This window comes from Nonomuraea sp. NPDC050790 (genome assembly GCF_044456745.1).
In the GTDB taxonomy this organism is placed as follows: Bacteria; Actinomycetota; Actinomycetes; order Streptosporangiales; family Streptosporangiaceae; genus Nonomuraea.
Genome location: NZ_JBITGF010000004.1, coordinates 157,718 through 179,500, shown reverse-complemented (window position 1 = coordinate 179,500; position 21,783 = coordinate 157,718). Strand labels below are relative to the sequence as shown.

The window sequence follows — 21,783 nt, the reverse complement described above, 5'->3', positions numbered from 1 at the left end:
CAGGTGAGCGGGCAGGTGACCGCTCAGGCCCCAGAAAGCTCGGGCCCCTGAAAGGCCGTCTGGAACCCCGGAGTTCGCCTCTGTGCGCCGTCGGGCGGCCCAGGGGGCGCTCGTCGCGGCGGGACGTGTGTGAGCCCTCACAAGCGGCCGTGACGGAGGCCCGCCCGTTACGGCGAGGGGGGTGGGCGTGGCTTCGCCGTAACGGAAACAGCACCGCGGCAAAGAGAAGATCAGGCGCTGAGCAGGTGCGGGACGGTGAGATCGCGGAAGGCGGCGGGGAGGGCCGGGCGGGAGAGGCGTTGGAAGAGGGCGCCGGACGCGCGGTGCGGGAGGTCGACCGTGCGCAGGTGCCGGAAGCCGCGCTTGCGGTAGTACTCCTGCAGGCCGGGGTTGGACTTCGAGCAGTCCAGCCGCAGCCAGGGCAGGCCGACGGCGTGGGTGGTGGCGCCGGCCCAGTCCAGGAGCGCCTCGCCCAGGCCGCTGCCGGACCAGGGGCGGGCCACGGCCAGTTTGTGGACGTACAGGGCCGCGCGGGGGCGGTCGGCGGGGGTCCAGAACTCGGGGTCGGCCTGGCCGTCGAGCGCGATGGTGGCCACGGGCGGCGCGGACTCGTCGGGGTCGAGGTAGCGCAGTTCGTCGTCGACGAGGTACAGGACGTGGGAGTCGATGAGGGGGGCTATGCGCTCGGGGCCGAAGCCGCCTCTGGGCCATTGGCGTATCCCCCGCGAGTGGAGCCAGTCGGCGGTGTCGGCGAGGAGGGTGAGGATTCCGCCCAGGTCAGCGGGTACGGCTCGGCGCAGGGTGAGCGGGTGCAGGAGAGTGTTCGAGTGCATGGGTCTACCCTTCGTTGCGCTGGGTGCCCGAAAGAACACATCTCGTGTGCACTTAACGGCACGCGGCAGCTAAACGGATATGTCTGGATAAATTACGATTTAGGGGAGCATGCACCACTCCCCAGCCCAGCGAGGCGAAATCTCGCTGTGCGCGGCCGGCGGGATCACCCCCAACCGAGCTCGATCAGCGGCTGCCGAGCTCGTATCTGATCAAGTGCTTGTCGGCGGGTAGCACCGACACCGCGACTCGGACCGGCGTGTCCTCCCGGTCGTAGCCGACTCGGACATATACGACGACCGGCGTCCCCAGCTCCAGATGGAGCCGTTCGACCTCTGCCTGGTTGGGCATCCTGGCCCAGATGTCGTCCACCACGCGTGTCTGCGCGTGCCCGAGTTCCTCCAGTACCCGGTTCGCGCCGCGCCCGATGTCGCCCGGCCTGGCGATCTCGGACTCGGCGACCAGGTCATACGGGAAATAGGAATCGTTGGTGTTGTAAGGCTGGCCGTCGACGAAACGCAGGCGCCGCCGTACCACTGCCAGTTTTCCGTCGTCGAGCTCCAGCCTGCTGGCGATGTCCTCAGCCGGTTTGACCGTCAACACTTCGATGAGCTGGGAGGGCTGGCGGCCTTCCTGGCTGACGGCGTACGCGAAGGCCTCCCGGGGAACTCCCGTGGGTTGCGGCTCCAGTTCGCGTTGGGGATGCATCAGCAGGGCGCGTCGTTCTCTGACGATCGTGCCGCGCCGGGGTGCCCGGGTGACGAGGCCTTCGTTGACCAGTTCGGCGACTGCGAGCCGGACGGTGTTACGGCTGACGCCATGGCGCGCGCGGAGCTCCTCTTCGGTCGGGAGCTGCGCTCCGGGGCCGTAGTCGCCGGAGTAGATGGCTCTGCGAAGTTCCGAAGCCACCTGCTGATACAGCGACGGTCTTGCCACTTTCACCCCTTTTGTTCCAACAATTTAGACGATCTGGTTCTAGCAGGCCACAACCCCTTGACCGAACGGCCTTGACAGCCGCATCATCCATTCGTTGGTACAAATCCATCGAAAGGCCGGTGAGGGGGTGAGGGCCGGTGTTGCCGGTCCGCGCGGGTGCGCCGTTTGCGAAGCAAGCGAGCTTGCGAAGCTACCCGCCCTGGCACGACCCCCGCGAGGCAACACGTTTACTGCGTTACGCGTTGCATCGCCAGGGGTTCACCCACACCTACCAGAGCAACGGGAACGGTATGTCCGTGCTGTCCGTGCTGACCGAGTTGACTGTGTGGTGCAAGGACGATTTCTTTGTCTGGCATGAGGAGGGCGTCGAAGTCAGACACCCCATCGACGACCCGGTGGGCGCAGCGCAACGTATCGCCGACCGCCGTCGGCGTCCCCAGCCCTCTCCCATGGAGTGTTCACTCGGGGAACACTCCCCCACCGACTCCGCACGCGAACACTCGGCCTAGGACTCCATCCCTCGCCGGAGTCCTGGCGCCGCCCGCGTCGGAGAAAGGAAGCGCACCCTGGCGGGTCCCCCACGCCCGCCAGGGTGCGTTTTCCTCTTTCAAGATCTTTTTTCGTTACGGCGAGCCACTCCACCCCCACCCGCCGACCGTGGCCGGGCCCCGTCCAGGGGAACGGCCGTCCAGCGCGCGGGGCCGGCCGCCGTTACGGCCGCACTGTCGGCCCCTCGATCAATCGCCAGCCGACCAGGGTGAGGGACGCGTCCACCTCCCTGAAGACCGCCCTGACCCTTGATCCGGCCGCCGGCCGGTCGGCGTCCTCCCACGAGCCGTGCACCACGGCGTCGGGCACCTCGTCCAGGCGGACCGACACCACCGTTTCGCCCTGGCCGAAAGGCCGGTGGCTCACCACCCAGGTCTCCACGGTTCCCACGGGGTCGATCGTCACCCAGCGGCATTCCTCGCGGTGGCAGCCGGGGCAGAAGGCGCGCGGCGGGAAGCGGCGTCGGCCGCACCGCTCGCACTCCTGGACGGTGAACTCGTGACCGGCCAGCCGTTCCCACCACTGCCGCGAGTCCCGGTCGGGCACGGGCCTGAACCGCACACTGTCCATTCAGGGGCTCCTCAGGATCAGGGCGGAGGTGGCGGGGAGGATGTAGCCGGGCTGCGAGGTGGACAGCGCCACGCGCGCCCCCGGCACCTGGCGGTCGCCGGCGTCGCCGCGCAGTTGCGAGACGGCCTCGGCCAGGTGGTTGATGCCGTGGACGTAGCCCTCGGACAGGAAGCCGCCGTGCGTGTTGACCGGCGGGCCCTCGCCGGAGGCCACGAAGGGGCCGCCCTCGCCCTTGGCGCAGAAGCCGTAGTCCTCCAACTGGACCAGCACCGAGTAGGTGAAGCAGTCGTAGAGCTGGGCGACGTCGATGTCGGAGGGGGTCAGGCCGGCCTGGCCGTACAGGCGGGGGGCGAGGGTCGCGGCGGCGCTGACGGTGGGGTCGGCGCCGGACAGGAACGACTGGCCGCCGCCCCAGGCGGCGGCCGAGATCAGCACCGGCGTACGGCGCAGCGACCGCGCCCGCTCCGCGGTGGTGATGACCAGCGCGCACGCGCCGTCGGTCTCCAGGCAGCAGTCCAGCAGCCGGAACGGCTCGGCCACCCACCTGCTGGCGAGGTAGTCGTCCAGGGTGATGGGCGTGCGCATGAGGGCGCGCGGGTTCTTGACGGCGTGGGCCCGCTGGCGCACGGCGATGCGCCCGAAGTCCTCCTCGGTGGTGCCATAGCGCAGCATGTGGGCGCGGGCGGCGAGGGCGAAGTGCTGGGCGGGCACGGTGAGGCCGTAGGGGGCGTGGTACTGGACTTCCGGGCTGGGGTTGGCGGCCTGGCCCATGCGGAACTCGGAGCGGGCGTTGACGGCCCGGTAGAAGACGACGGTGTCGGCCAGCCCGGCGGCCACGGCGAGCGCGGCCTGCCCGGCGACGGCGTGGGAGACGCTGCCGCCGCCGAACTGGTCCAGGTACCAGGACGGGTCGTCCAGGCCCAGCGCGGGGCCGACGAGCGAGGGCGCGGCGGAGTCGCCGACCCGGTGGGTGGCCAGCCCGTCGACGTCGGACGGGGTCAGGCCGGCGTCGCCGAGCGCGGCCATGATCGCGCGGCAGGCGAGGGTGAGGGTGCTGACCTGCGAGTCCTTGGTGAAGGGGGTGTAGCCGACGCCGACGACGGCGGTGCGGTCGGAGAAGTTGAGCAAGCGCTTGGCCACGCTACAGAAGCTAGGCGGGGCGCGCGCCGCGTGTCAACGGGATCGGAAAAGGCTCTGCCTATCCAAGCAAGCGCTTGGTAAGATGGGCGCAGCATCCACGACGAGGAGGCCATCGATGAGCACACACGCAGCCCGGCTGATCAGGCCGGACGGGTGCGACGCCCACTCGTCGTACAAGCGTGGGATTCACAACGGAGCCGCCATGCCGAACGGCCACAACGGGCAGCACGACAGCAGGCGGTTCCGGAACGTGCTCGGCAGGTTCGCCACCGGAGTCGTGGCCATCACCGCGCTCGACCCCGAGAGCGGCGAGCCCTGCGGCCTGGCCGCCAACTCCTTCACCTCCGTCTCGCTGGAGCCGCCGCTGGTCGCCTTCTGCGTGGCGCACACCAGCACGAGCTGGCCCAAGGTGCGCGGGGGCAAGGTCATCACCGTGAACGTGCTGGCCGAGCACCAGCAGCCGGTCTGCGCCCAGCTCGCCAACCGGGGCGGCGACAAGTTCGCCGGGCTGGAATGGACCGGCTCCCCCTCCGGCAACCCGGTCATCGAGGGCGCCCTGGCCTGGATCGACTGTGTCGTCGAGGCAGAGCACCTCGCCGGCGACCACATGATCGTGGTGGCCAGGGTGCTGCAGCTCGACATTCACGCCGAGGGCGGGCCGCTGGTGTTCTTCCGCGGCGGCTACGGGAGGTTCAGTGAGCCTTCGTGAGCAGGCACGGGCCTGGCTGGAGGAACAGCTCTCCACGACGTTCGCGCACGTGCGCGGGCTCGGCGGGCCCGGTCGCGAGCACGAGGGCCACGAGGAGCGCCACGCCTGGGAACGGCATCTCGGCAAGGCCGGCTGGACCTGCCTGAGCTGGCCGGAGGAGTACGGCGGGCGGGCCGCCACCCTCGCCGACCAGATCGCCTTCTACGAGGAGTACGCCCGCGCCGGCGCCCCCGCCCGCGTGGGCCACATCGGCGAGGGGCTGATCGGGCCGACGATCCTGGAGTTCGGCACCGAGGAGCAGAAGGCGCGTTTCCTGCCGGGGATCCAGTCGGGCGAGGAGCTGTGGTGCCAGGGTTACTCGGAGCCGGAGGCGGGATCGGATCTGGCCAACGTCCAGACGAAGGCGGAAATATCGGGAGATGAGTGGGTCATCACCGGGCAGAAGGTGTGGACCTCTCTGGCGCATGTGGCCGACTGGTGCTTCGTGCTGTGCCGTACGGAGAAGGCGGACAGGAAGCACCACGGGCTGTCCTACCTGCTCGTGCCGATGGACCAGCCGGGCGTCGAGGTCCGGCCGATCGTGCAGCTCACCGGCACCTCCGAGTTCAACGAGGTCTTCTTCGACGGCGCCCGCACGCACCGCGACCACGTCCTCGGCGCGCCCGGCGACGGCTGGCGGGTGGCGATGGCCACGCTCGGCTACGAGCGCGGCGCCTCCACGCTGGGCCAGCAGATCGGCTTCCGCCGCGAGCTGGACCGGGTCATCGAGGCCGCCGAGCGCGGCGGCGCGGCGCGGGATCCGGTGATCCGCGACCTCATCGTCCAGTCCTGGGTGGAGCTGGAGGTCATGCGGCTCAACGCGCTGCGCGACCCCCAGTCGCCGTTCACCAAGCTGTACTGGTCGGAGTGGCACCGGCGCCTTGGCGAGCTGGCCCAGGAGGTGCTGGGCAGGGCCGGGCTGGTCGCCGAGGACGGCGAGCTGAACGACCTCCAGCGTCTCTACCTGTTCAGCCGGGCCGACACGATCTATGCCGGTTCGAGCGAAATCCAGCGCAACCTCATCGCCGAGCGCACTCTGGGACTGCCGCGATGACGACTCCGCCTCCCTACCCCAGTGCGCACGGCCTGCTCGACGGCAAGGTCACGCTGGTGACCGCCGCGGCCGGGGCCGGGATCGGCTATGCCACCGCGCGCCGCTGCGCCGAGGAGGGCGCCACGATCGTCATCTCCGACCGGCACGAGCGCCGCCTGTCGGAGGCGGCCGAGGCGCTGACCGGGCTGACCGGGGTGAAGCCGCTGGCCGTACCGTGTGACGTGACCTCGCAGGCGCAGGTGATGGCGCTGTTCGACGCGGTGGTCGAGGCGCACGGGCGCCTCGACGTGGTGGTCAACAACGCCGGGCTCGGCGGTACGGCGAGCCTGGCGGAGATGACCGACGAGGAGTGGCACGCGGTGATCGACGTGACACTCAACGGCACCATGCGCTGCACCCGGGCGGCGCTCCAGCACATGATCGCGCAGGGCCGCGGCGTGATCGTCAACAACGCCTCGGTGATCGGCTGGCGGGCCCAGGCGGGCCAGGCGCACTACGCGGCGGCCAAGGCCGGGGTCATGGCGCTGACCAGGTGCGCGGCCATCGAAGCCGCCACGCACGGCGTCCGGATCAACGCGGTCGCGCCGTCGCTGGCCATGCATCCGTTCCTGGCCAAGGTCACCAGCGACGAACTGCTCGCCGAGCTCACGGCCAAGGAGGCGTTCGGCCGCTCGGCCCAGCCGTGGGAGGTGGCCAACGTGATCGTCTTCCTGGCCAGCGACTACTCCACGTACATGACCGGCGAGGTCGTCTCGGTCTCCAGCCAGCACCCCTGACGCATATCCTGTCTCTCAGGATATAGTGAGGGCATGAACATCACGGAGCCCATGTTCCTGGCGCTGACCGCGCTGGTGGACGAGCCCCGGCACGGCTACGGCATCGTCCAGGAGGTCTCGGGCCTGTCCGGCGGCCGGGTCCAGCTGAAGATCGGCACGCTCTACGGCGTGCTCGACCGGCTGGCCGCCGAGGAGCTGGTCGAGCTGGACCGTGAGGAGGTCCTGCGGGGACGGCTGCGCCGCTACTACCGCCTGACCGACAAGGGGGCCGAGATTCTCCGGCAGGAGGCCGACCGGGTCACCAGGACCGCCGCGCTGGCCACCTCCAGGCTGCGCGCCAGGAACACCGCACTCGGGGGGACGGCGTGAGCCTGCTGGAGTTCCACTACCGCAACGTCCTGCGGATGCTGCCGGCCTCCTACCGCGCCGAGCGCGAGGAGGAGATGGTCGCGGCCTACCTGGAGTACGCGGGCGACGTCCCCGACGAGGCCAACCCCAAGCCGCGCTGGGGCGAGGTGTTCAGCGTCGTAGGGCTGGCCATCAGGGTCCGCCTGGCGGGGACCTCCGGGCCGCCGACCTACTTCGCCTGGGGCGAGACCGTACGCATGATCGCGTTGCTCGGGCTCGCCCTGCAGGCCGTGTTGTCGGCTCCCGCGCTGCCGCTTCTGCCGGCGATGAGCGAGAACGAGCAGTTCTTCGGCGCGGCCTGGTCGGCCGACCGGCTGTTCAACATCGGCGAGGTCCTGCTCGGCAACCTGTGGCTGGTCGCCTTCGTCGCCCTGGCGCGGGGGGCCGGGCGCACGGCCAAGACGGCGGCCGTGCTGGCCTTCGGCTGGTCGTTCCTGGTGCCCGTGGTGAGCGGCGGCTGGCCCACGATGGAGACGTGGAGCGTGGGCTTCGTCGTGCTGTCGGCGGTGCCGGTCCTGGCCCTGCTGCTCGGTCATCATCGCGACGCGCCGCCGCCACGACGCTCCTGGTGGGCGGCCCTGCTGCCGCCCGCGGCCGCGGCGGCGGCCCTGTACGCGGTCAACCACTATGTGACGGACCGCGTGGCTGCCGGCGACACGACGACGGTAGAGACCTTGTCGGCCTGGGCCTACGGGCCCGGCGGCATCGTGATCGCCCTCGTCGTGGCGGCCGTGGCCGCGCTGACGCTGGGGGCGAGCGGGCCCACGCTGCTGGCGCTGGCCTTCTACACAATCGCGACACTGCTCGACAGGCTGCCCGACCTCTACCACTACCACGACGAGGTCGCAGAGTACTGGCAGGTGGCGGCATTGCAGTCCTGGGTGCTGGGCGGGCTGACGCTCATCCTGGCGGTGGTGGGAGTGTGGAGGCTGCCGATTCATAGGAGACTCCAGGAAAGATCGGTCTAGGCGACCGGGCCGCGCGGATTTACCGTCCCTGGTATGAGCACCACGGGCCGCGCGGCCCACATCCTCGACGTCCTCATCACCGAGTTCGGCGATTCCATCAAACGCGACCCCCACGCCTTTTCCCGAAAATTCAGGAAAATGGCGGCTTCGCCGTTCGCGTTCTACCGGGGCAGCGCCAGCGTGTTCTACGCCGACATGACCGGCGAGTACGCCGACGACGCCTACCTCGACGACCTCACCAGCCGGGTCTGGATCCACGGCGACCTGCACGCCGAGAACTTCGGCACCTACATGAACGCCTCCGGCTCACTGGTCTTCAACGTCAACGACTTCGACGAGGCTTACGTCGGCCCGTACACCTGGGACCTGAAGCGGTTCGCCGCCAGCGTGGCGCTCATCGGGTACGGCAAGGCGCTGTCGGACGAGGCGATCACCACGCTGGTGACCGACTTCGGGACCGCGTACCTGGCCGAGCTGGGCGGGATCGCGCACGGCGGGGACGACGCGATCGGCTCGCTCACGCTCGACACCACCAGCGGCGTGCTGCACCGGGTGCTCCAGACGGCCCGGCTGAGCACCCGGGTGGCCATGCTCGACGTCGAGACGGTGATCGACGACTACGACCGGCGCTTCGCCCTCATGGAGGGCCGCACCGCGGTCTCGGCGCAGGACAGGGAGCGGGTGCTGGCGGCCTTCCAGGACTACCTGCACACGCTGCCCGGCGGCGCGAACCCGGTCGAGCACCACATCAAGGACGTCGCGCTTCGCAAGGGCGTGGGCATCGGCTCGGCCGGGCTGCCCTCCTACAACCTGCTGCTCGAAGGCCGCTCGCAGGCGCTGGAGAACGACGTCATCCTGTACATGAAGCAGGCCCAGGTGCCCGCGGTGGCCCGGCACATCGCCGACGAACGGGTCGCCTCCTACTTCCTGCACCAGGGCCACCGCACCGCCGAATCGCAGCGCGCGCTGCAGGCGTACGCCGACCCCTGGCTCGGCTACACCACCCTCGACGGCGTCGGCCAGCTCGTCGCGGAGGTCTCGCCCTACTCCGCCGACCTCGACTGGGACGACGTCAGCGAGCCGGACGAGCTGCGCTCGATCATGCGTGACCTGGGCCGGGCGGTGGCGCGCATGCACTCGGTGGCCGACGACGAGAGCAGTCATGACCTGGTCGACTTTTCGACGGAGGAGTCGATTGTGGCCGTAGTCGACAATGACTCTTCAGGATTTGTTGCGATGTTGGTGAATTTTGCACACCAATACGGGGCACAAGCCCGCAGAGACCATCAAACTTTTGTCGACCTCTTCAGGAACGGCCGCATCCCCGGACTATGATCCGCTTCTCGCTCCCCGATCCTGCCCACAGGCTGGCCGGCGTCCGCCTGTGGCAGGAGCTCGGGCTGCCCTCGGTCGACTTCATGTACGGCGCCGCCGGCTGGACCCTGGCCATCCCCCGCCCGCCCGTGCACCGGATGGAGTACCTCCTGGAACTGCGCCACCGCGCCGGCGGCGTGGAGACCATCCTCGACCCGAGCAACCCCTTACGCGTGCGCGGCGTCTTCGGGCAGAAGAGCGTGCTGGAGTTCCCCGAGTACTCCCCGCCCGCCTGGCTCGCCTTCCCCGCCTCCTCCGGCGGCGCCAGCGTCTGGGCCCCGGAGGGCGTCGGCGGCGACCTGCCCCTGCTCGTCGTCCACGACGGGCCCGAGTACGACGACCTGGCCGGTCTCACCCGCTACCTGGCCGCCGGGGTCGCCGGCCGCTGGCTGCCGCCCCTGCGCGCGATCCTGCTGCATCCCGGCGATCGCAACGCCGACTACTCGGCCAATCCCGACTACGCCGACTTCCTGGCGGCGCAGCCGTACCGGAGCGCGACCGTGCGCATCGGGATGGGCACCAGCCTCGGCGCGCTCGCCATGCTGCACGCCCAGTGGCGGCATCCCGACCTCTTCGACGCGCTGTTCCTGCAGTCGGGCAGCTTCTTCCAGCCGCGCTTCGACGCCCACGAGCGCCGCTTCCCCTACTTCGAGCGGATCACCCGCTTCGTGGAAGAGGTCCACAAAGGTACGGCGGTGCGGGCCGTACCGACGACGATGACCTGCGGCGGCGTCGAGGAGAACATCCACAACAACCGCGCGATGGCCGCCTCCCTGCGCACCCAGGGCTACGGGGTGACCTTCCGCGAGGTGCCCGACGCGCACAACTACACCGCCTGGCGCGACGCCTTCCACCCCCACCTGACCCGGCTGCTGCAGGACGTGTGCTCATGAGGCGGGAACTCGCCGACGGCGTGCTGGTCTACGGCCACTGGGGCCGGCCGATGCTGGTCTTCCCCTCCGAGCGGGGACAGACCTGGGACTTCGAGAACAACGGCCTGCTGGGCGCGGTCGCTGACCTGGTCGAGGCCGGACGGGTCAAGGTGTACTGCGTGCCGAGCAACGACCGCGAGTCCTGGTCGAACCGGTCGATCCCGCTGGAGGAGCGCGCCCGGCGGCACGCAGGCTACGAGCAGTGGATCGTGGAGAAGGTCGTCAACGCCATCGACGACGACTGCGCGGGCGCCGGCGACATCATCACGTTCGGCTGCAGCCTCGGCGCCTTCCACGCGGTCAACTTCGCGCTGAAGCGGGCCGACCTGTTCCCGCTGGCGATCGGGCTGTCGGGCAACTACGACCCGGCCGCATGGCACGGCTGGGGTGAGCGCGGCGAGGCGGCGTACTTCAACAACCCGCTCGACTACGTGCCGCACCTGCACGGCGACCACCTCGACTGGCTGCGCGGGCGGCTCAGCGTGCTGCTGGTGTGCGGGCAGGGGCAGTGGGAGGACACCACGGGCTCGCTGGAGAGCACCAAGCGGCTGGCCGCCGCCCTGACCGGCGTCGGCATCCGGCACGAACTCGACCTCTGGGGCCGCGACGTGCCGCACGACTGGCCGTCCTGGCGGGCTCAGCTCGCCCACCATCTGGGGAGGTTCGTGTGAAGCACCTGGTCGGACTGTTGCTGGGCACCGAGGAGGACTGGCCGGCCGCCTTCGAGGAGATCATGCGCAGGGCCATGCCGGCGTACGAGGTGGAGCGGGTCACCATCGAGCCGTTCGACCTGCGGGACAAGCCGCGCTACGACGTCGTCATCGACCGGCTCGCCTACTGGTACTACCACCCGCGCGAGTGGCTGAAGAAGATCGCGATGATGGACGACGTCTACCTGCTCAACAGCCCGTTCACGTTCCAGTCGATGGAGAAGCACACCGCCTACTGCGCGATGATGCGCCTCGGGCTGAAGGTGCCCGACACGGTGCTGGTGCCGTACAAGAACCCGCTCGACAACGCGCGCTACGCCTACACCTCGGCCCGCTACAACAAGCCCTTCGACCTCGACGCGATCGCCGAGCGGATCGGCTACCCGCTGGTCATGAAGCCCTACGACGGCGGGGCCTGGCGCGGGGTCTCGCTCGTCAACGACGCCGACGAGCTGCACCGGGCCTACGACGCGAGCGGCGAGATGCTCATGCACCTGCAGAAGGCCGTCGACGGGTACGACGCCTTCGCCCGCTCGCTGTCCATCGGCGCCGAGACCATGGTCATGCGCTTCCATCCCGAGCTGCCGATGCACTCGCGCTACTCGGTGGACCACTCCTTCCTCTCGCCCGAGGTGGGCGAGGAGGTGGTGACGATCGGGCGGCTGGTGAACGCGTTCTTCCGGTGGGAGTTCAACTCCTGCGAGACCCTGGTCAAGGGCACGGACGTGCACCCGATCGACTACGCCAACGCCTGCCCTGACGTGGCGCTGACCAGCCTGCACTACTACTTCCCGTGGGCGATGAAGGCGCTGGTGAAGTGGACGGTGTTCTGCGCGGAGACCGGCCGCAGGCCGCGCATCGACCTCGACACCCGCGAGTACTTCGCGGTCGAGGGCACCTACGCGGAACGCCTGGCCGCCTACCGCAGGCTGGCCGACTCCTACTTCGAGACCGAGCGTTACCACGAGTTCTGCGCCGAGCGCCTGGCCCACCTGGACGAGGCGGTGCTGGACTGGGTGGCCGGGCCGTCGTTCGACCGCCTGCTGACGAACGCGGTGACCGCCACCTACCCGGCGCACGAGCACGAGCGGTTCGTCGCGCACTTCCGCGGGCTGCTGGCGTTGTGGGTGAAGGACAACTCCTGATCTGGTGACCGACCGGTCGGTATGGCATGCTTCCGGAACATGACTCTGTTCTCGGTGGAAGGCAAGAAGGTCGTCGTCACGGGCGGCTCGCGCGGCATCGGCCGGATGATCGCGGCCGGGTTCGTGGCGGCGGGCGCGGAGGTCTACATCTCCGCCCGCAAGGCGAACGAGGTGGCCAAGACCGCCGCCGAGCTGGGATGCACCGGCGTGCCCGCCGACCTGTCCACGCCCGAGGGGGTCGCGGACCTGGTCGCCGCCGTGGACGGACCGCTCGACGTGCTGGTCAACAACGCGGGCGCCACGTGGGGTGCGCCGCTGGAGGAGTTCCCGCCCGAGGCGTTCGACAAGCTCTGGAACATCAACGTCAAGGGCGTCTTCTACGTGACGCAGCGCTTCCTGCCCCAGTTGCGCGCCGCCGCGAGCGCCGACGAGCCCGCCCGGGTGATCACGATCGGCTCCATCGACGGCATCCGCGTGCCCGGCCTGGAGAACTACGCGTACTCGGCGGCCAAGGCCGGGGTCCACATGCTCACCCGGCACCTGGCCAGGCAGCTCGCGCCCGAGCACATCACGGTGAACGCGATCGCGCCCGGCCCGTTCGAGTCCAAGATGATGGCCTTCGCCCTCGACGACCCGGCCACCAGGACGCTGATCGCCTCCCAGGTCCCGATGGGCCGCATCGGCCGCCCCGACGACATGGCCGGCGCCGCCATCTTCCTCGCCTCCCGCGCCGGCGCCTACCTGACCGGCACGATCATCCCCGTCGACGGCGGCCTCTCCTCCTGACCCGGGTACCCTCGGCCCGCGTGAACGTCTATGTGGGCAACGCCGGCCAGGACGCGGCGCTGGACGCCGGCTGGCTGCTCGGGCACTTCAAGGAGCCCGGGCTCCGGCACAGCGAGGACGTGGAGATCAAGTGGGGCGTCCACGCGGCCGGGACCAAGCGCGCCGCCTGGGTGCGCGGGGAGGTGCGCACCGCGCTCCTGGTGCTGATCAGCGGACGTTTCCGCGTCGAGCTGCCCGGCCGCGACGTCCTGCTGGAGCGGCAGGGCGACTACGTGGTGTGGGGGCGTGGGGTGGACCACTCGTGGGTGGCGGAGGAGGACTCGGTGGTGATGACCGTCCGGTGGCCCTCGGTGCCGGGGTACGCGGGGTGAAGCCCCCGGAGGCTAGAGGAGGTCGCCCAGGGCGGTGGCGAGGTTCTTGGCGGCCTGCGGGGCGTGGCTCAGGTAGAGGTAGGGCTCGGTGAGCTCCAGCTCGATGATCGCCGGTTGGCCGTCCGGGAGCCGGACCAGGTCGACACGGGCGTACAGAAGGGCCTGGGGGATGGCGGCAAGCACCTTCTCGGCGAGTTCGACCTGGTCCGGGGCAGGATCGCGCAGCTCGGCACGGGCGTTGTCGGCGTCGGTCATGCCCAGGGCGAGCATGGGCGTGCGCCGGACGGCGTGGCTGAGGCGGCGGTTGAAGTACAGCAGCGAGGTCTCGCCCTCGCTCTCGACCATGTCGAGGTAGGGCTGGACCATCGGCGTACGGCCCGCGGCCTCCAGGGCTGCGGCGTGGGTCCGGGCGACGGCGGCTTCGGTGGTCCTGATGGTGTCGCGGGCGCCCGCGGAGACGGCGGGCTTGACGACGTACTCCTCCCAGTCGGGCAGGTCCCTCGATGACCAGTGGGTGGGCACGACGGGAACGCCGAGATCGCGGAGATAGGTCTTGTCGGTGTTGCGCTCCAGGACGTCGGCCGGGTTGAGCAGCCTGGTCACGGCTTCGACCCGGCGCGCCCAGGCCAGGAAGTCGGCCCTGCGGTCGGTGTAGTCCCACACCGAGCGCACGACCACCGCGTCGAAGGCGCTCCAGTCGGCCTCCGGGTCGTCCCACCGGACGGCGCGTCCCTCGATGCCGTGCTCCCGCCAGGCGGCGAGGGCCGGGTCACGCTCGTCGTCGACACCCTCTGGATCAGCAAACGTCACATAAGCACACGTATTCATCCAGGAATGCTAATACGGCGCGAGCCGGGCCATTTTCGGACCCGGCTCGCACGCTCACGTCCGGGGTCAGTCGTCGATGGCGACGCCGGTGCGGCTGCCGTTGGCGCTGGTGACGGCGTTGCCCAGGATGTTGTTGACGTTCGTGGCGCCGTGCCCGCCGATGTTGCTGGCGACGACGTTGTTCACGTTGTTGCCCGACTGCCGGGATTCGGAGTTCCAGCTCGAGTTGTTGTTCGAGGAGTCCGCGTGAGCCGGGACTGCGAGAAGCGTGGTGCCCGCGGCAGCGGCGACGACGAGGCCCGTCATGCAGATCTTCTTGAACATGCCTTGGTCCTTCCGAGGAGGATTTACTGGGACTGTGGCTCCGCCGGCTCGCCTGTGGCCGGACGGATGGGGAAGGTGCTTCTAGTCGAAGACGTAGATGACCGTGATGCTGCCGTTGGTCGTCGTCACGGCGTTGCCGCCGAGGTTGTTGACGTTGGTCGAGCGGCCACCGCCCGCGTTGACGGCAGCGATCTCGTTGAAGTTGTTACCGGACTGCGAGGATTCGCTGTTGCTGCTGCCGTTGCCGTTCCAGCTGTCCGCGTGCGCAGGGGTCGCCAGCAGACTGGCGCCCGCCACTGCCGCCACGACGGCGCCGGTGGCGCACAACTTCTTGATCACTTCTGCTCCTTCGTCGTCTTGGAACGTGCCGCACGCAGGGCCCAGGCATGCGACAGCCCCTTTGACTCTCCTTGACCCGGTGGGGTCAAAGTCAATGTGATCGTATAACCGAGAGTGGTGTTTGGGTAGCTCTTAGTAATCAGAAGATTATTCTGGGGCTCCCGCTGACAGAGGATGTCAGCGGGCCGCTCCTAGCGTGCGCCGCATGATCTACGAGCTGCGCCGCTACACGCTGCGGCCCGGAACCCGCGACACGCTCATCGAGCTGTTCGAGCGCGAGTTCCTCGACACGCAGGAGGCGACGGGGATGCGGGTGGTCGCCCAGTTCCGCGACCCCGGTGCGCCCGACACGTTCACCTGGATCCGGGCCTTCCCCGACATGGAGTCGCGGGAGAGGTCACTCACGGAGTTCTACACCGGGCCCGCGTGGAAGGCCCACCGCGAGGCCGCGCGGGCCACGATGGTCGACACCGACGACGTGCTGCTGCTGCGGGCCGTGCTGGTGCCGCCGTTCGCCCAGGCGGACGGGGAGGCTTCGCCGTACCGGATGACGGTCTTTCCCGTCGCGGACGGGTTCGCCGCGCGCCTCGCCGAGCTCGCGCCCGGGGGCGCGGCCTGTTTCGTGACCGAGCACGCCGTGAACACCTATCCCCAGCTTCCGGTCAGGGAGGGCGAGAACGTCTTCGTCTGGTTCACCAGGGGCGAGGAGGAGCGGGCGTTGCCCGGGCTGGACGGCTTTCTCACCGGACCGGCGCAGCACTTCCTGCTGCACCCCACGGAGCGCAGCCGGGTGCGCTGACGGCGCGGAAACCCGGAGGCGGCCCGGCGGGGCGGGTCGATAGGTTGGGCCGATGGACGGGATCGTGGTGGTGCTCAGCGGGCCGCCGGGGGCGGGCAAGAGCACGGTGGCGCGGCTGCTGGCCGACGAGCGGGAGCTCAGCGTGCACCTGCACACCGACGACTTCTGGGCCTACATCAGGAAGGGCGGCGTCGCGCCGCACCTGCCGGCGGCTCGGCGGCAGAACGAGACGGTCATGAGCGTGCTGGCCGGGTGCGCGTTCGGCTATGCGGCGGGCGGCTACTACGTCCTCGTGGACGGCGTGGTGGGGCCCTGGTTCCTGCCGGAGTTCCGGCGGCTGGCCGGCGAGCGGCCGCTGCACTACGTGGTGCTGCGGCCCTCGCGGGAGACGACGCTCACGCGCGCCACGGGGCGCGGCGCGGACGCGCTGACCGATCCGGAGCCCGTGCTCAGCATGTACGCGCAGTTCACCGACCTGGGCGAGCTGGAGCCGCATGCCTTCGACTCCTCGGCGCTCACTCCGGAGGAGACCGCCGGCGCGCTCGGCAGGGCCCTGGCCGGCGACGGCTACCTGCTCACGTGATCGCGGCGCCGTACACCGGCGCGGCGGGCGGGGCCTGCGACAGGAGGGTGGCCACGGCGGGGCCGAGGTCGGCGGGGTTCCATCGGGCGGTCCCGGTGACGCTGGGGCCGTGCTGCCAGCCGGTCGCCAGCGCGACCTTGGCGCCCTCGACCTCGAAGACCCTGCCGGTCACGTGCGCGGACTCCGGTGAGCCCAGCCAGACGACCAGCGGGGCGACGTTGGCGGGGTCCATGGGGTCGAAGCCGGCCTCCGGGCGCGCCATGGTCGTGGCGAAGACCTCCTCGGTCATGCGGGTCCTGGCGGCGGGGGCGATGGCGTTGACGGTGACGCCGTAGCGGGCCAGCTCGGCCGCGGCCACCTGGGTGAGGGCGGCGATGCCGGCCTTCGCGGCGGCGTAGTTGGACTGGCCGACGCTGCCCATGAGGCCGGCGCCGGAGGAGGTGTTGATGACGCGGGCGTCCACCCGGTCGCCGGACTTGTGCCGTTCGCGCCAGTGGGCGGCGGCGTGGCGCAGGGGCAGGAAGTGGCCTTTCAGGTGGACGCGCAGCACGTCGTCCCAGTCGTCCTCGGTCATGGAGACGAGCATGCGGTCGCGCAGGATCCCGGCGTTGTTCACCAGCACGTCCAGGCGTCCGTAGGCGCTGACGGCGGTCTTGACCAGGCGCGCGGCGCCGTCCCACGTCGCGATGTCGTCGGCGTTGGGTACGGCCTGGCCGCCCTCGTCCCGGATCCGGGCGACGACCTCGTGCGCGGGCCCGGAGGAACGGCCGGCGCCGTCGCGCTCCGCGCCCAGGTCGTTGACGACGACGCGGGCGCCCTCGCGGGCGTACTCCAGCGCGTGTTCCCGGCCGATGCCGCGTCCGGCGCCGGTGACCACCACGACGCGACCCTCACAAATGCCCACACGCCCTCCAATGATCCTTTTATCGCGCTATTTCAGCAGAAGTTAGCCAGGTCCAGGCAGGGGTCTCGCCGCCTCCGTGCACCTGGATCTGCGCGCCGGTGACGTAACCAGGTGACGCCAGCCAGAGGCACGCCTGCGCCACGTCCTGCGGGCTCGCCATCCTGCCCGCCGGGATGGTGGCGCTGACCTGGTCGTACGCGCCGCCGTAGTGCCCGGCCGCGGTCTCCGTGGCGGCCAGGCCGACGACGACGGTGTTGACCCGCACCTCGGGCGCCCACTCGGCGGCCAGGCAGGCGGCCAGGTGGTGCAGCCCGGCCTTGGCCGCGCCGTAGGCCGAGGTCCCCGGGGAGGGGCGGACGCCGCTGGAGCTGCCGATCATGATCACGGCGCCGCCGGCGGCCTTGAGCAGGGGGTAGGCCCGCTGGGTCACCAGCAGCGGTGCGATCAGGTTGAGCTCGATCACCTTGGCGTGGAGCCTGGGCGAGGTGCCGTCCACCAGCGCGTGGGGAGCGCCGCCGGCGTTGTTGACCAGCACGTCCAGCCGGGAGAACCCGCCCAGCAGCCGTTCGACGTCCTCCGGGTCGCGCACGTCGGCCGGCACGAACCGCACCTCTGCGGGCGGCGGCTCGGGGGGCGTCCTGGCGCAGACGGTCACCGTCGCCCCGGCGGCGGCGAAGGCGCGGGCGATGCCGGCGCCGATGCCCTTGGTCCCGCCAGTGATCAGCACGTGGCGGCCGGCGAGGTCGTATGTGGCGGTCACGGATGCTACCGTACCAAGCAAGCGTTAGGTGCGACTATGGGAGCGCTATGGGGATCACGGTGCGCGGCGGGCCGGTCGCCGAGGTGGTGGTGGCGGTGCCGCCGGTCAACGCGCTGGCCGTGCGTGACTGGCACGACCTGGCCGACGCGCTGACCGAGACGGGCGCCGACCCGGCGACCCGCGCGGTCGTGCTCAGGGCCGAGGGCCGGGGCTTCAACGCCGGCGTCGACATCAAGGAGATGCAACGGACCGACGGACACGCGGCGCTCGTCGGGGCCAACCGGGGATGCTTCGCCGCCTTCGCCGCCGTCTACGACTGCCAGGTGCCCGTGGTCGCCGCGGTGCACGGGTTCTGCCTGGGCGGCGGCGTCGGCCTGGCGGGCAACGCCGACATCGTGGTGGCCAGCGACGACGCGTACTTCGGGCTGCCCGAGGTCGACCGCGGCGCGCTCGGCGCGGCCACCCACCTGGCCCGGCTGGTGCCGCAGCACCTCATGCGGGCCATGGTCTACACCTGCAGAAACGTCACCGCCCGCGAACTGCACGCCTTCGGCTCCGTCCTGGAGGTCACCACGCCGGACAAGCTCCGCGAGACCGCCTTGGAGGTCGCCGGCCGGATCGCCGGGAAGGACCCCCACGTCATCCGCCGCGCCAAGGAGTCGCTCAACGGCATCGACCCGGTCGACGTCAAGCGCAGCTACCGCTTCGAGCAGGGCTTCACCTTCGAGCTGAACCTGCTCGGCGCCGGCGACGAGCACAGGGAGAGGTTCCTGCGGTGACCAAGGTCATGACGATCGAGCGGGTCGTCGCCGAACTGGAGAGCGGCATGACGATCGGCGTCGGCGGCTGGGGCTCGCGCCGCAAGCCCATGGCGCTCGTCGGCGGCATCCTGCGCTCGCCGCTGAAAGACCTCACGATCATCTCCTACGGCGGCGCCGACGTCGGCCTCCTGTGCGCGGCGGGCAAGGTGCGCAGGGTCGTCGCCCCGTTCGTCACCCTCGACTCGATCCCGCTGGAGCCCCACTTCCGCCGGGCCAGGCAGGAGGGGACGGTCGCGTTCACCGAGTACGACGAGGGCATGTTCATGTTCGGGCTGCTGGCGGCGGCGCACCGGCTGCCGTTCCTGCCGACGCGGGCGGGCCTGGGCTCGGACGTGATGCGGGTCAATCCGGAGCTGCGGACGGTCCGCTCGCCGTACACGGAGGAGGAGCTCGTCGCGGTGCCGGCGCTGGAGATGGACGCGGCGCTGATCCACCTCAACCGGGCCGACGCGCGGGGCAACGCGCAGTATCTGGGGCCCGATCCCTACTTCGACGACCTCTACGCGAAGGCGGCGAAGCGGACCTACGTCTCGTGCGAGCGCGTCGTGGACACCGCGGACCTGCTCAAGGCGGGACCGGTGCAGTCGCTGCTGGTCAGCCGGTCGATGGTGGCGGGCGTGGTGGAGGCGCCGGGCGGCGCCTGGTTCACGAGCTGCGAACCCGACTACGACAGGGACGAGGCCCTCCAGCGGCGTTACACCCAGAGCGACTGGCGGGAGTTCCTCGATGAAAACCTCTGATGTGTGCGTGGTGGCGTGTGCGGAGGCGTTCAGGGGAGACGGGGAGATCCTGGCGGCGGGCATCGGCGGCGCGGTCACCGTGCTGGCGGCGCGGCTGGCCAGGTCGGTGTTCGAGCCCGACCTGATCACCCACGACGGCGTCTGCCTGCTGACCGGCGACATCCCGCCCCTGGGACAGCCGCCGCGGGTGGTGGAGGGGTGGCTGCCGTTCCGCGACCACCTGTGGCTGGTCCTGAACGGCAGGCGGCACGTCATGCTCGGCGCCTCCCAGATCGACCGGCACGGCAACACCAACATCTCGGCCATCGGCGACTGGGCGCGGCCGAAGGCGCAACTGCTGGGCGTGCGCGGCGCCCCGGGCAACACGCGCTGCGACCCGACCAGCTACTGGATCCCCCGGCACACCCCGCGCGTCTTCGTGGAGAAGGTGGACGTGGTCAGCGGGCTGGGCACCGACCGGGGCGCCCACGACCTGCGCCGCGTGGTCACGAACCTGGCCGTCCTCGACTTCGGCGGGCCGGACGCGACGATGCGGCTGGTCTCCACGCATCCCGGGGTGAGCGTGGCGGAGGTGGTGGCGGCCACGGGGTTCGCGCTGGACGTCCCCGCCGACATGCCGACGACCCGGCTGCCCACCGAGGAGGAGTACGCGGTGCTGGCCGCCCTCGACCCGGACGGCCTGCGGGACGGGGAACTGGCGTGAGGACGGCGCTGACCGAGCTGGTCGGGTGCCGCCATCCGATCGTGCAGACCGGCATGGGGTACGTGGCCGGCGCCCGGCTGGCCGCGGCCACCTCGGCGGCCGGCGGGCTCGGGATCATCGCCGCCGCCACGATGCCGGTCGAGCGGATGACCGAGGCGATCAGGAGCGTGAAGGAGCGTACCGGCGCGCCGTTCGGGGTGAACATCCGCGCCGACGCCGACGACGCGGCGGATCGGGTCGAGGTGATGATCAGGGAGGGCGTCCGGGTCGCATCGTTCGCGCTGGCGCCGAAGCGGGAGCTGATCGCCAGGCTCAAGGACGCGGGCGTGGTCACGATCCCGTCGGTGGGCGCCCGCCGCCACGCGGAGAAGGTCGCGGCGTGGGGCGCGGACGCGGTGATCGTCCAGGGCGGCGAGGGCGGCGGCCACACCGGGCCGCTGGCGACCACGCTGCTGCTGCCCCAGGTGGTCGACGCGGTGGACATCCCGGTGATCGCCGCGGGCGGCTTCTTCGACGGCCGCGGGCTGGTCGCGGCCATGGCGTACGGCGCGTGCGGCGTCGCGATGGGGACCAGGTTCCTGCTGACCGAGGACTCCCCCGTGCCCGACGCGGTCAAGCAGGTCTACCTGGCCACCGCCGAGACCCTCGTCACCACGAAGGTGGACGGGGTGCCGCACCGGGTGCTGCGCACGCCGTTCGTGGACTTGTTGCAGCGCACCCGGCTGCTCAGGGCCGTCCTCAACGGCGCCCGCTTCAAGAGGGTCTCCGGCCTGTCGTGGGCCGCGCTGCTGCGCGAGGGCCGCCGGATGCGGCACGGGCGCGAGCTCACCTGGGCGCAGGTGCTCCAGGCCGCCAACACCCCGATGCTGCTCAAGGCCGCGATGGTGGACGGCCGCGCCGACCTCGGCGTGATGGCCTCGGGACAGGTGGTCGGCGTCATCGACGACCTGCCCACGTGCGCGGAGCTGATCGAGCGGGTCATGGCCGAGGCCGAGGCGACCCTGCGGGCGCTCACACCACGCTGAGCCCGCGGGCCAGCAGGAGCGCGTTCGCCTGCGTCTGGTTGATCGTGGCGCCGGCGAACGCGCGCAGCTTGGCGTCGTCGGGCTCGCCGAGGTCGGCGCCGCGCAGGTCCGCGCCGGTGAACACCGCCTTGAGCACCTTCGCGCCGATCAGCCGGCAGTCGCTGAAGACGGCCTCGGTGAAGTCGCAGCCCGACAGGTCCGCCTCGTCGAAGCGCACGCCCTCCAGGAACTGGCCGCGCAGCGAGCAGCCGCCCAGGTTGGCCATCATCAGGTTGCACCTGGTCACCTTGAAGCCGGTGCCGCGTGAGGCGGTCAGCGAGGTGCCGATCATGCGGCAGCCGCTGAACGACGCGTCGGTCATCAGCGCGCCGCCGAACCTGGCCGACGACAGGTCGACGTCGGTGAAGACCACGTCGAGCAGGTCGGCGTCGGTGAACACCGTGCCCAGCCCGCCTCCGCCGGTGAACACGGCGCCGTCGAGGTCGGCCTTGCGGAAGTCGGCGCGGTCCAGGACGCAGGACTCGAAGCGGGCGCCGCCCAGCGAGGCGCCCCAGAAGTCGGCGCCGGTCAGGTCGCACTCGCGGAAGACGTGCGTCTCCTCGGCGGCGAGGCGTTCGGTCAGGGATTGCTGGGAAAGGTCCTCGCCGTCGAAGTTCACG

The 21,783-nt window shown here is 70.7% G+C and carries 27 protein-coding genes; 17 read left to right on the top strand and 10 right to left on the bottom strand.

Going from position 1 to position 21,783, the window contains the following annotated elements:
- Positions 1-230: 230 nt before the first annotated feature.
- From ACIBEJ_RS21235 to ACIBEJ_RS21220, 4 genes are all read right to left on the bottom strand, one after another.
- Positions 231-833 (bottom strand): GNAT family N-acetyltransferase, encoded by a 603-nt coding sequence (locus tag ACIBEJ_RS21235; RefSeq protein ID WP_397184485.1) that lies wholly within the window; start codon positions 831-833, stop codon positions 231-233.
- A gap of 184 nt (positions 834-1,017) precedes the next feature.
- Positions 1,018-1,767 (bottom strand): GntR family transcriptional regulator, encoded by a 750-nt coding sequence (locus ACIBEJ_RS21230; RefSeq protein WP_397184484.1) that lies wholly within the window; start codon positions 1,765-1,767, stop codon positions 1,018-1,020.
- A gap of 711 nt (positions 1,768-2,478) precedes the next feature.
- On the bottom strand, positions 2,479-2,886 hold the full coding sequence (locus ACIBEJ_RS21225; RefSeq protein ID WP_397184483.1) for a Zn-ribbon domain-containing OB-fold protein: 408 nt from the start codon (positions 2,884-2,886) through the stop codon (positions 2,479-2,481).
- A complete protein-coding gene (locus tag ACIBEJ_RS21220; protein ID WP_397184482.1) occupies positions 2,887-4,026 on the bottom strand; it encodes a thiolase C-terminal domain-containing protein in 1,140 nt (379 codons plus the stop codon). It lies immediately after the preceding gene.
- Between the two features lie 202 nt (positions 4,027-4,228).
- On the opposite strand from ACIBEJ_RS21220, the gene ACIBEJ_RS21215 reads away from it, so the two are divergent.
- Genes ACIBEJ_RS21215 through ACIBEJ_RS21165 form a run of 11 tightly spaced genes read left to right on the top strand, consistent with a single transcriptional unit; the run spans position 4,229 to position 13,298 of the window.
- Positions 4,229-4,735, top strand: a complete 507-nt coding sequence (locus ACIBEJ_RS21215) for a flavin reductase family protein (protein ID WP_397185273.1) — start codon at positions 4,229-4,231, stop codon at positions 4,733-4,735.
- A complete protein-coding gene (locus ACIBEJ_RS21210; RefSeq protein ID WP_397184481.1) occupies positions 4,722-5,828 on the top strand; it encodes an acyl-CoA dehydrogenase family protein in 1,107 nt (368 codons plus the stop codon). Before ACIBEJ_RS21215 ends, ACIBEJ_RS21210 begins: the two co-directional genes overlap by 14 nt.
- Positions 5,825-6,604: an SDR family oxidoreductase gene (locus ACIBEJ_RS21205; RefSeq protein ID WP_397184480.1), complete on the top strand. Its 780-nt coding sequence runs from the start codon at positions 5,825-5,827 to the stop codon at positions 6,602-6,604. Before ACIBEJ_RS21210 ends, ACIBEJ_RS21205 begins: the two co-directional genes overlap by 4 nt.
- A gap of 33 nt (positions 6,605-6,637) precedes the next feature.
- Positions 6,638-6,973: a PadR family transcriptional regulator gene (locus tag ACIBEJ_RS21200; protein WP_397184479.1), complete on the top strand. Its 336-nt coding sequence runs from the start codon at positions 6,638-6,640 to the stop codon at positions 6,971-6,973.
- On the top strand, positions 6,970-7,980 hold the full coding sequence (locus ACIBEJ_RS21195; protein WP_397184478.1) for a hypothetical protein: 1,011 nt from the start codon (positions 6,970-6,972) through the stop codon (positions 7,978-7,980). The genes ACIBEJ_RS21200 and ACIBEJ_RS21195 overlap by 4 nt, the downstream gene beginning before the upstream one ends.
- A gap of 33 nt (positions 7,981-8,013) precedes the next feature.
- Positions 8,014-9,315: a DUF2252 domain-containing protein gene (locus ACIBEJ_RS21190; protein WP_397184477.1), complete on the top strand. Its 1,302-nt coding sequence runs from the start codon at positions 8,014-8,016 to the stop codon at positions 9,313-9,315.
- Positions 9,312-10,247 (top strand): alpha/beta hydrolase, encoded by a 936-nt coding sequence (locus tag ACIBEJ_RS21185; protein WP_397184476.1) that lies wholly within the window; start codon positions 9,312-9,314, stop codon positions 10,245-10,247. The genes ACIBEJ_RS21190 and ACIBEJ_RS21185 overlap by 4 nt, the downstream gene beginning before the upstream one ends.
- Positions 10,244-10,957, top strand: a complete 714-nt coding sequence (locus ACIBEJ_RS21180; protein ID WP_397184475.1) for an esterase family protein — start codon at positions 10,244-10,246, stop codon at positions 10,955-10,957. Before ACIBEJ_RS21185 ends, ACIBEJ_RS21180 begins: the two co-directional genes overlap by 4 nt.
- Positions 10,954-12,141 (top strand): hypothetical protein, encoded by a 1,188-nt coding sequence (locus tag ACIBEJ_RS21175; protein WP_397184474.1) that lies wholly within the window; start codon positions 10,954-10,956, stop codon positions 12,139-12,141. The genes ACIBEJ_RS21180 and ACIBEJ_RS21175 overlap by 4 nt, the downstream gene beginning before the upstream one ends.
- 39 nt (positions 12,142-12,180) lie before the next feature.
- Positions 12,181-12,927 carry an SDR family oxidoreductase gene (locus ACIBEJ_RS21170; RefSeq protein ID WP_397184473.1) on the top strand — a complete coding sequence of 249 codons (747 nt, stop codon included), beginning with the start codon at positions 12,181-12,183 and terminating at the stop codon, positions 12,925-12,927.
- Between the two features lie 20 nt (positions 12,928-12,947).
- Positions 12,948-13,298, top strand: a complete 351-nt coding sequence (locus ACIBEJ_RS21165; protein WP_397184472.1) for a signal peptidase I — start codon at positions 12,948-12,950, stop codon at positions 13,296-13,298.
- 12 nt (positions 13,299-13,310) lie between these two features.
- Here the strand turns inward: ACIBEJ_RS21165 and ACIBEJ_RS21160 are convergent, their stop codons facing one another.
- The 3 genes from ACIBEJ_RS21160 to ACIBEJ_RS21150 all read right to left on the bottom strand — a co-directional run bounded on the left by ACIBEJ_RS21160 (position 13,311) and on the right by ACIBEJ_RS21150 (position 14,789).
- Positions 13,311-14,108 carry a RimK family alpha-L-glutamate ligase gene (locus ACIBEJ_RS21160; RefSeq protein WP_397184471.1) on the bottom strand — a complete coding sequence of 266 codons (798 nt, stop codon included), beginning with the start codon at positions 14,106-14,108 and terminating at the stop codon, positions 13,311-13,313.
- Positions 14,109-14,192: 84 nt separating this feature from the next.
- Complete coding sequence (locus ACIBEJ_RS21155) at positions 14,193-14,450, bottom strand: hypothetical protein (RefSeq protein WP_397184470.1); 258 nt, start codon at positions 14,448-14,450, stop codon at positions 14,193-14,195.
- 81 nt (positions 14,451-14,531) lie between these two features.
- Complete coding sequence (locus tag ACIBEJ_RS21150) at positions 14,532-14,789, bottom strand: hypothetical protein (protein ID WP_397184469.1); 258 nt, start codon at positions 14,787-14,789, stop codon at positions 14,532-14,534.
- 205 nt (positions 14,790-14,994) lie between these two features.
- Here ACIBEJ_RS21150 and ACIBEJ_RS21145 point away from each other — a divergent pair, with 205 nt between their 5' ends.
- Both ACIBEJ_RS21145 and ACIBEJ_RS21140 read left to right on the top strand, forming a co-directional pair.
- Positions 14,995-15,588, top strand: coding sequence for an NIPSNAP family protein (locus ACIBEJ_RS21145; protein WP_397184468.1), 594 nt, complete (start codon positions 14,995-14,997; stop codon positions 15,586-15,588).
- Positions 15,589-15,640: 52 nt separating this feature from the next.
- Positions 15,641-16,171 carry an AAA family ATPase gene (locus ACIBEJ_RS21140; protein WP_397184467.1) on the top strand — a complete coding sequence of 177 codons (531 nt, stop codon included), beginning with the start codon at positions 15,641-15,643 and terminating at the stop codon, positions 16,169-16,171.
- Here ACIBEJ_RS21140 and ACIBEJ_RS21135 read toward each other — a convergent pair.
- Together ACIBEJ_RS21135 and ACIBEJ_RS21130 are read right to left on the bottom strand one after the other, a co-directional pair.
- Positions 16,164-17,075 (bottom strand): SDR family oxidoreductase, encoded by a 912-nt coding sequence (locus ACIBEJ_RS21135; RefSeq protein ID WP_397184466.1) that lies wholly within the window; start codon positions 17,073-17,075, stop codon positions 16,164-16,166. The genes ACIBEJ_RS21140 and ACIBEJ_RS21135 overlap by 8 nt on opposite strands.
- A 19-nt stretch (positions 17,076-17,094) precedes the next feature.
- Entirely contained in the window at positions 17,095-17,835 is a 741-nt protein-coding gene (locus ACIBEJ_RS21130; protein WP_397184465.1) for an SDR family oxidoreductase, read from the bottom strand.
- 47 nt (positions 17,836-17,882) lie between these two features.
- On the opposite strand from ACIBEJ_RS21130, the gene ACIBEJ_RS21125 reads away from it, so the two are divergent.
- The 4 genes from ACIBEJ_RS21125 to ACIBEJ_RS21110 are packed head-to-tail and all read left to right on the top strand — an operon-like array spanning position 17,883 to position 21,124.
- Positions 17,883-18,614, top strand: coding sequence for an enoyl-CoA hydratase family protein (locus ACIBEJ_RS21125; RefSeq protein ID WP_397184464.1), 732 nt, complete (start codon positions 17,883-17,885; stop codon positions 18,612-18,614).
- An 8-nt stretch (positions 18,615-18,622) separates the two neighbouring features.
- Complete coding sequence (locus ACIBEJ_RS21120) at positions 18,623-19,396, top strand: CoA transferase subunit A (protein WP_397185272.1); 774 nt, start codon at positions 18,623-18,625, stop codon at positions 19,394-19,396.
- The gene (locus ACIBEJ_RS21115; protein WP_397184463.1) at positions 19,383-20,099 is read left to right on the top strand and encodes a CoA-transferase subunit beta; all 717 of its coding nucleotides are present in this window, start codon (positions 19,383-19,385) and stop codon (positions 20,097-20,099) included. The genes ACIBEJ_RS21120 and ACIBEJ_RS21115 overlap by 14 nt, the downstream gene beginning before the upstream one ends.
- Complete coding sequence (locus ACIBEJ_RS21110; RefSeq protein ID WP_397184462.1) at positions 20,096-21,124, top strand: NAD(P)H-dependent flavin oxidoreductase; 1,029 nt, start codon at positions 20,096-20,098, stop codon at positions 21,122-21,124. Before ACIBEJ_RS21115 ends, ACIBEJ_RS21110 begins: the two co-directional genes overlap by 4 nt.
- Here ACIBEJ_RS21110 and ACIBEJ_RS21105 read toward each other — a convergent pair.
- Positions 21,111-21,782: a pentapeptide repeat-containing protein gene (locus ACIBEJ_RS21105; protein ID WP_397184461.1), complete on the bottom strand. Its 672-nt coding sequence runs from the start codon at positions 21,780-21,782 to the stop codon at positions 21,111-21,113. The genes ACIBEJ_RS21110 and ACIBEJ_RS21105 overlap by 14 nt on opposite strands.
- Position 21,783: the final 1 nt, after the last annotated feature.

Coding starts and splice junctions, on each gene's coding strand:
- ACIBEJ_RS21235 (WP_397184485.1), bottom strand. CDS start 833: ATGCACTCGAACACTCTCCTGCACCCGCTCACCCTGCGCCGAGCCGTA.
- ACIBEJ_RS21225 (WP_397184483.1), bottom strand. CDS start 2,886: ATGGACAGTGTGCGGTTCAGGCCCGTGCCCGACCGGGACTCGCGGCAG.
- ACIBEJ_RS21215 (WP_397185273.1), top strand. CDS start 4,229: ATGCCGAACGGCCACAACGGGCAGCACGACAGCAGGCGGTTCCGGAAC.
- ACIBEJ_RS21205 (WP_397184480.1), top strand. CDS start 5,825: ATGACGACTCCGCCTCCCTACCCCAGTGCGCACGGCCTGCTCGACGGC.
- ACIBEJ_RS21200 (WP_397184479.1), top strand. CDS start 6,638: ATGAACATCACGGAGCCCATGTTCCTGGCGCTGACCGCGCTGGTGGAC.
- ACIBEJ_RS21190 (WP_397184477.1), top strand. CDS start 8,014: ATGAGCACCACGGGCCGCGCGGCCCACATCCTCGACGTCCTCATCACC.
- ACIBEJ_RS21185 (WP_397184476.1), top strand. CDS start 9,312: ATGATCCGCTTCTCGCTCCCCGATCCTGCCCACAGGCTGGCCGGCGTC.
- ACIBEJ_RS21180 (WP_397184475.1), top strand. CDS start 10,244: ATGAGGCGGGAACTCGCCGACGGCGTGCTGGTCTACGGCCACTGGGGC.
- ACIBEJ_RS21170 (WP_397184473.1), top strand. CDS start 12,181: ATGACTCTGTTCTCGGTGGAAGGCAAGAAGGTCGTCGTCACGGGCGGC.
- ACIBEJ_RS21155 (WP_397184470.1), bottom strand. CDS start 14,450: ATGTTCAAGAAGATCTGCATGACGGGCCTCGTCGTCGCCGCTGCCGCG.
- ACIBEJ_RS21145 (WP_397184468.1), top strand. CDS start 14,995: ATGATCTACGAGCTGCGCCGCTACACGCTGCGGCCCGGAACCCGCGAC.
- ACIBEJ_RS21140 (WP_397184467.1), top strand. CDS start 15,641: ATGGACGGGATCGTGGTGGTGCTCAGCGGGCCGCCGGGGGCGGGCAAG.
- ACIBEJ_RS21125 (WP_397184464.1), top strand. CDS start 17,883: ATGGGGATCACGGTGCGCGGCGGGCCGGTCGCCGAGGTGGTGGTGGCG.
- ACIBEJ_RS21120 (WP_397185272.1), top strand. CDS start 18,623: ATGACGATCGAGCGGGTCGTCGCCGAACTGGAGAGCGGCATGACGATC.
- ACIBEJ_RS21115 (WP_397184463.1), top strand. CDS start 19,383: ATGAAAACCTCTGATGTGTGCGTGGTGGCGTGTGCGGAGGCGTTCAGG.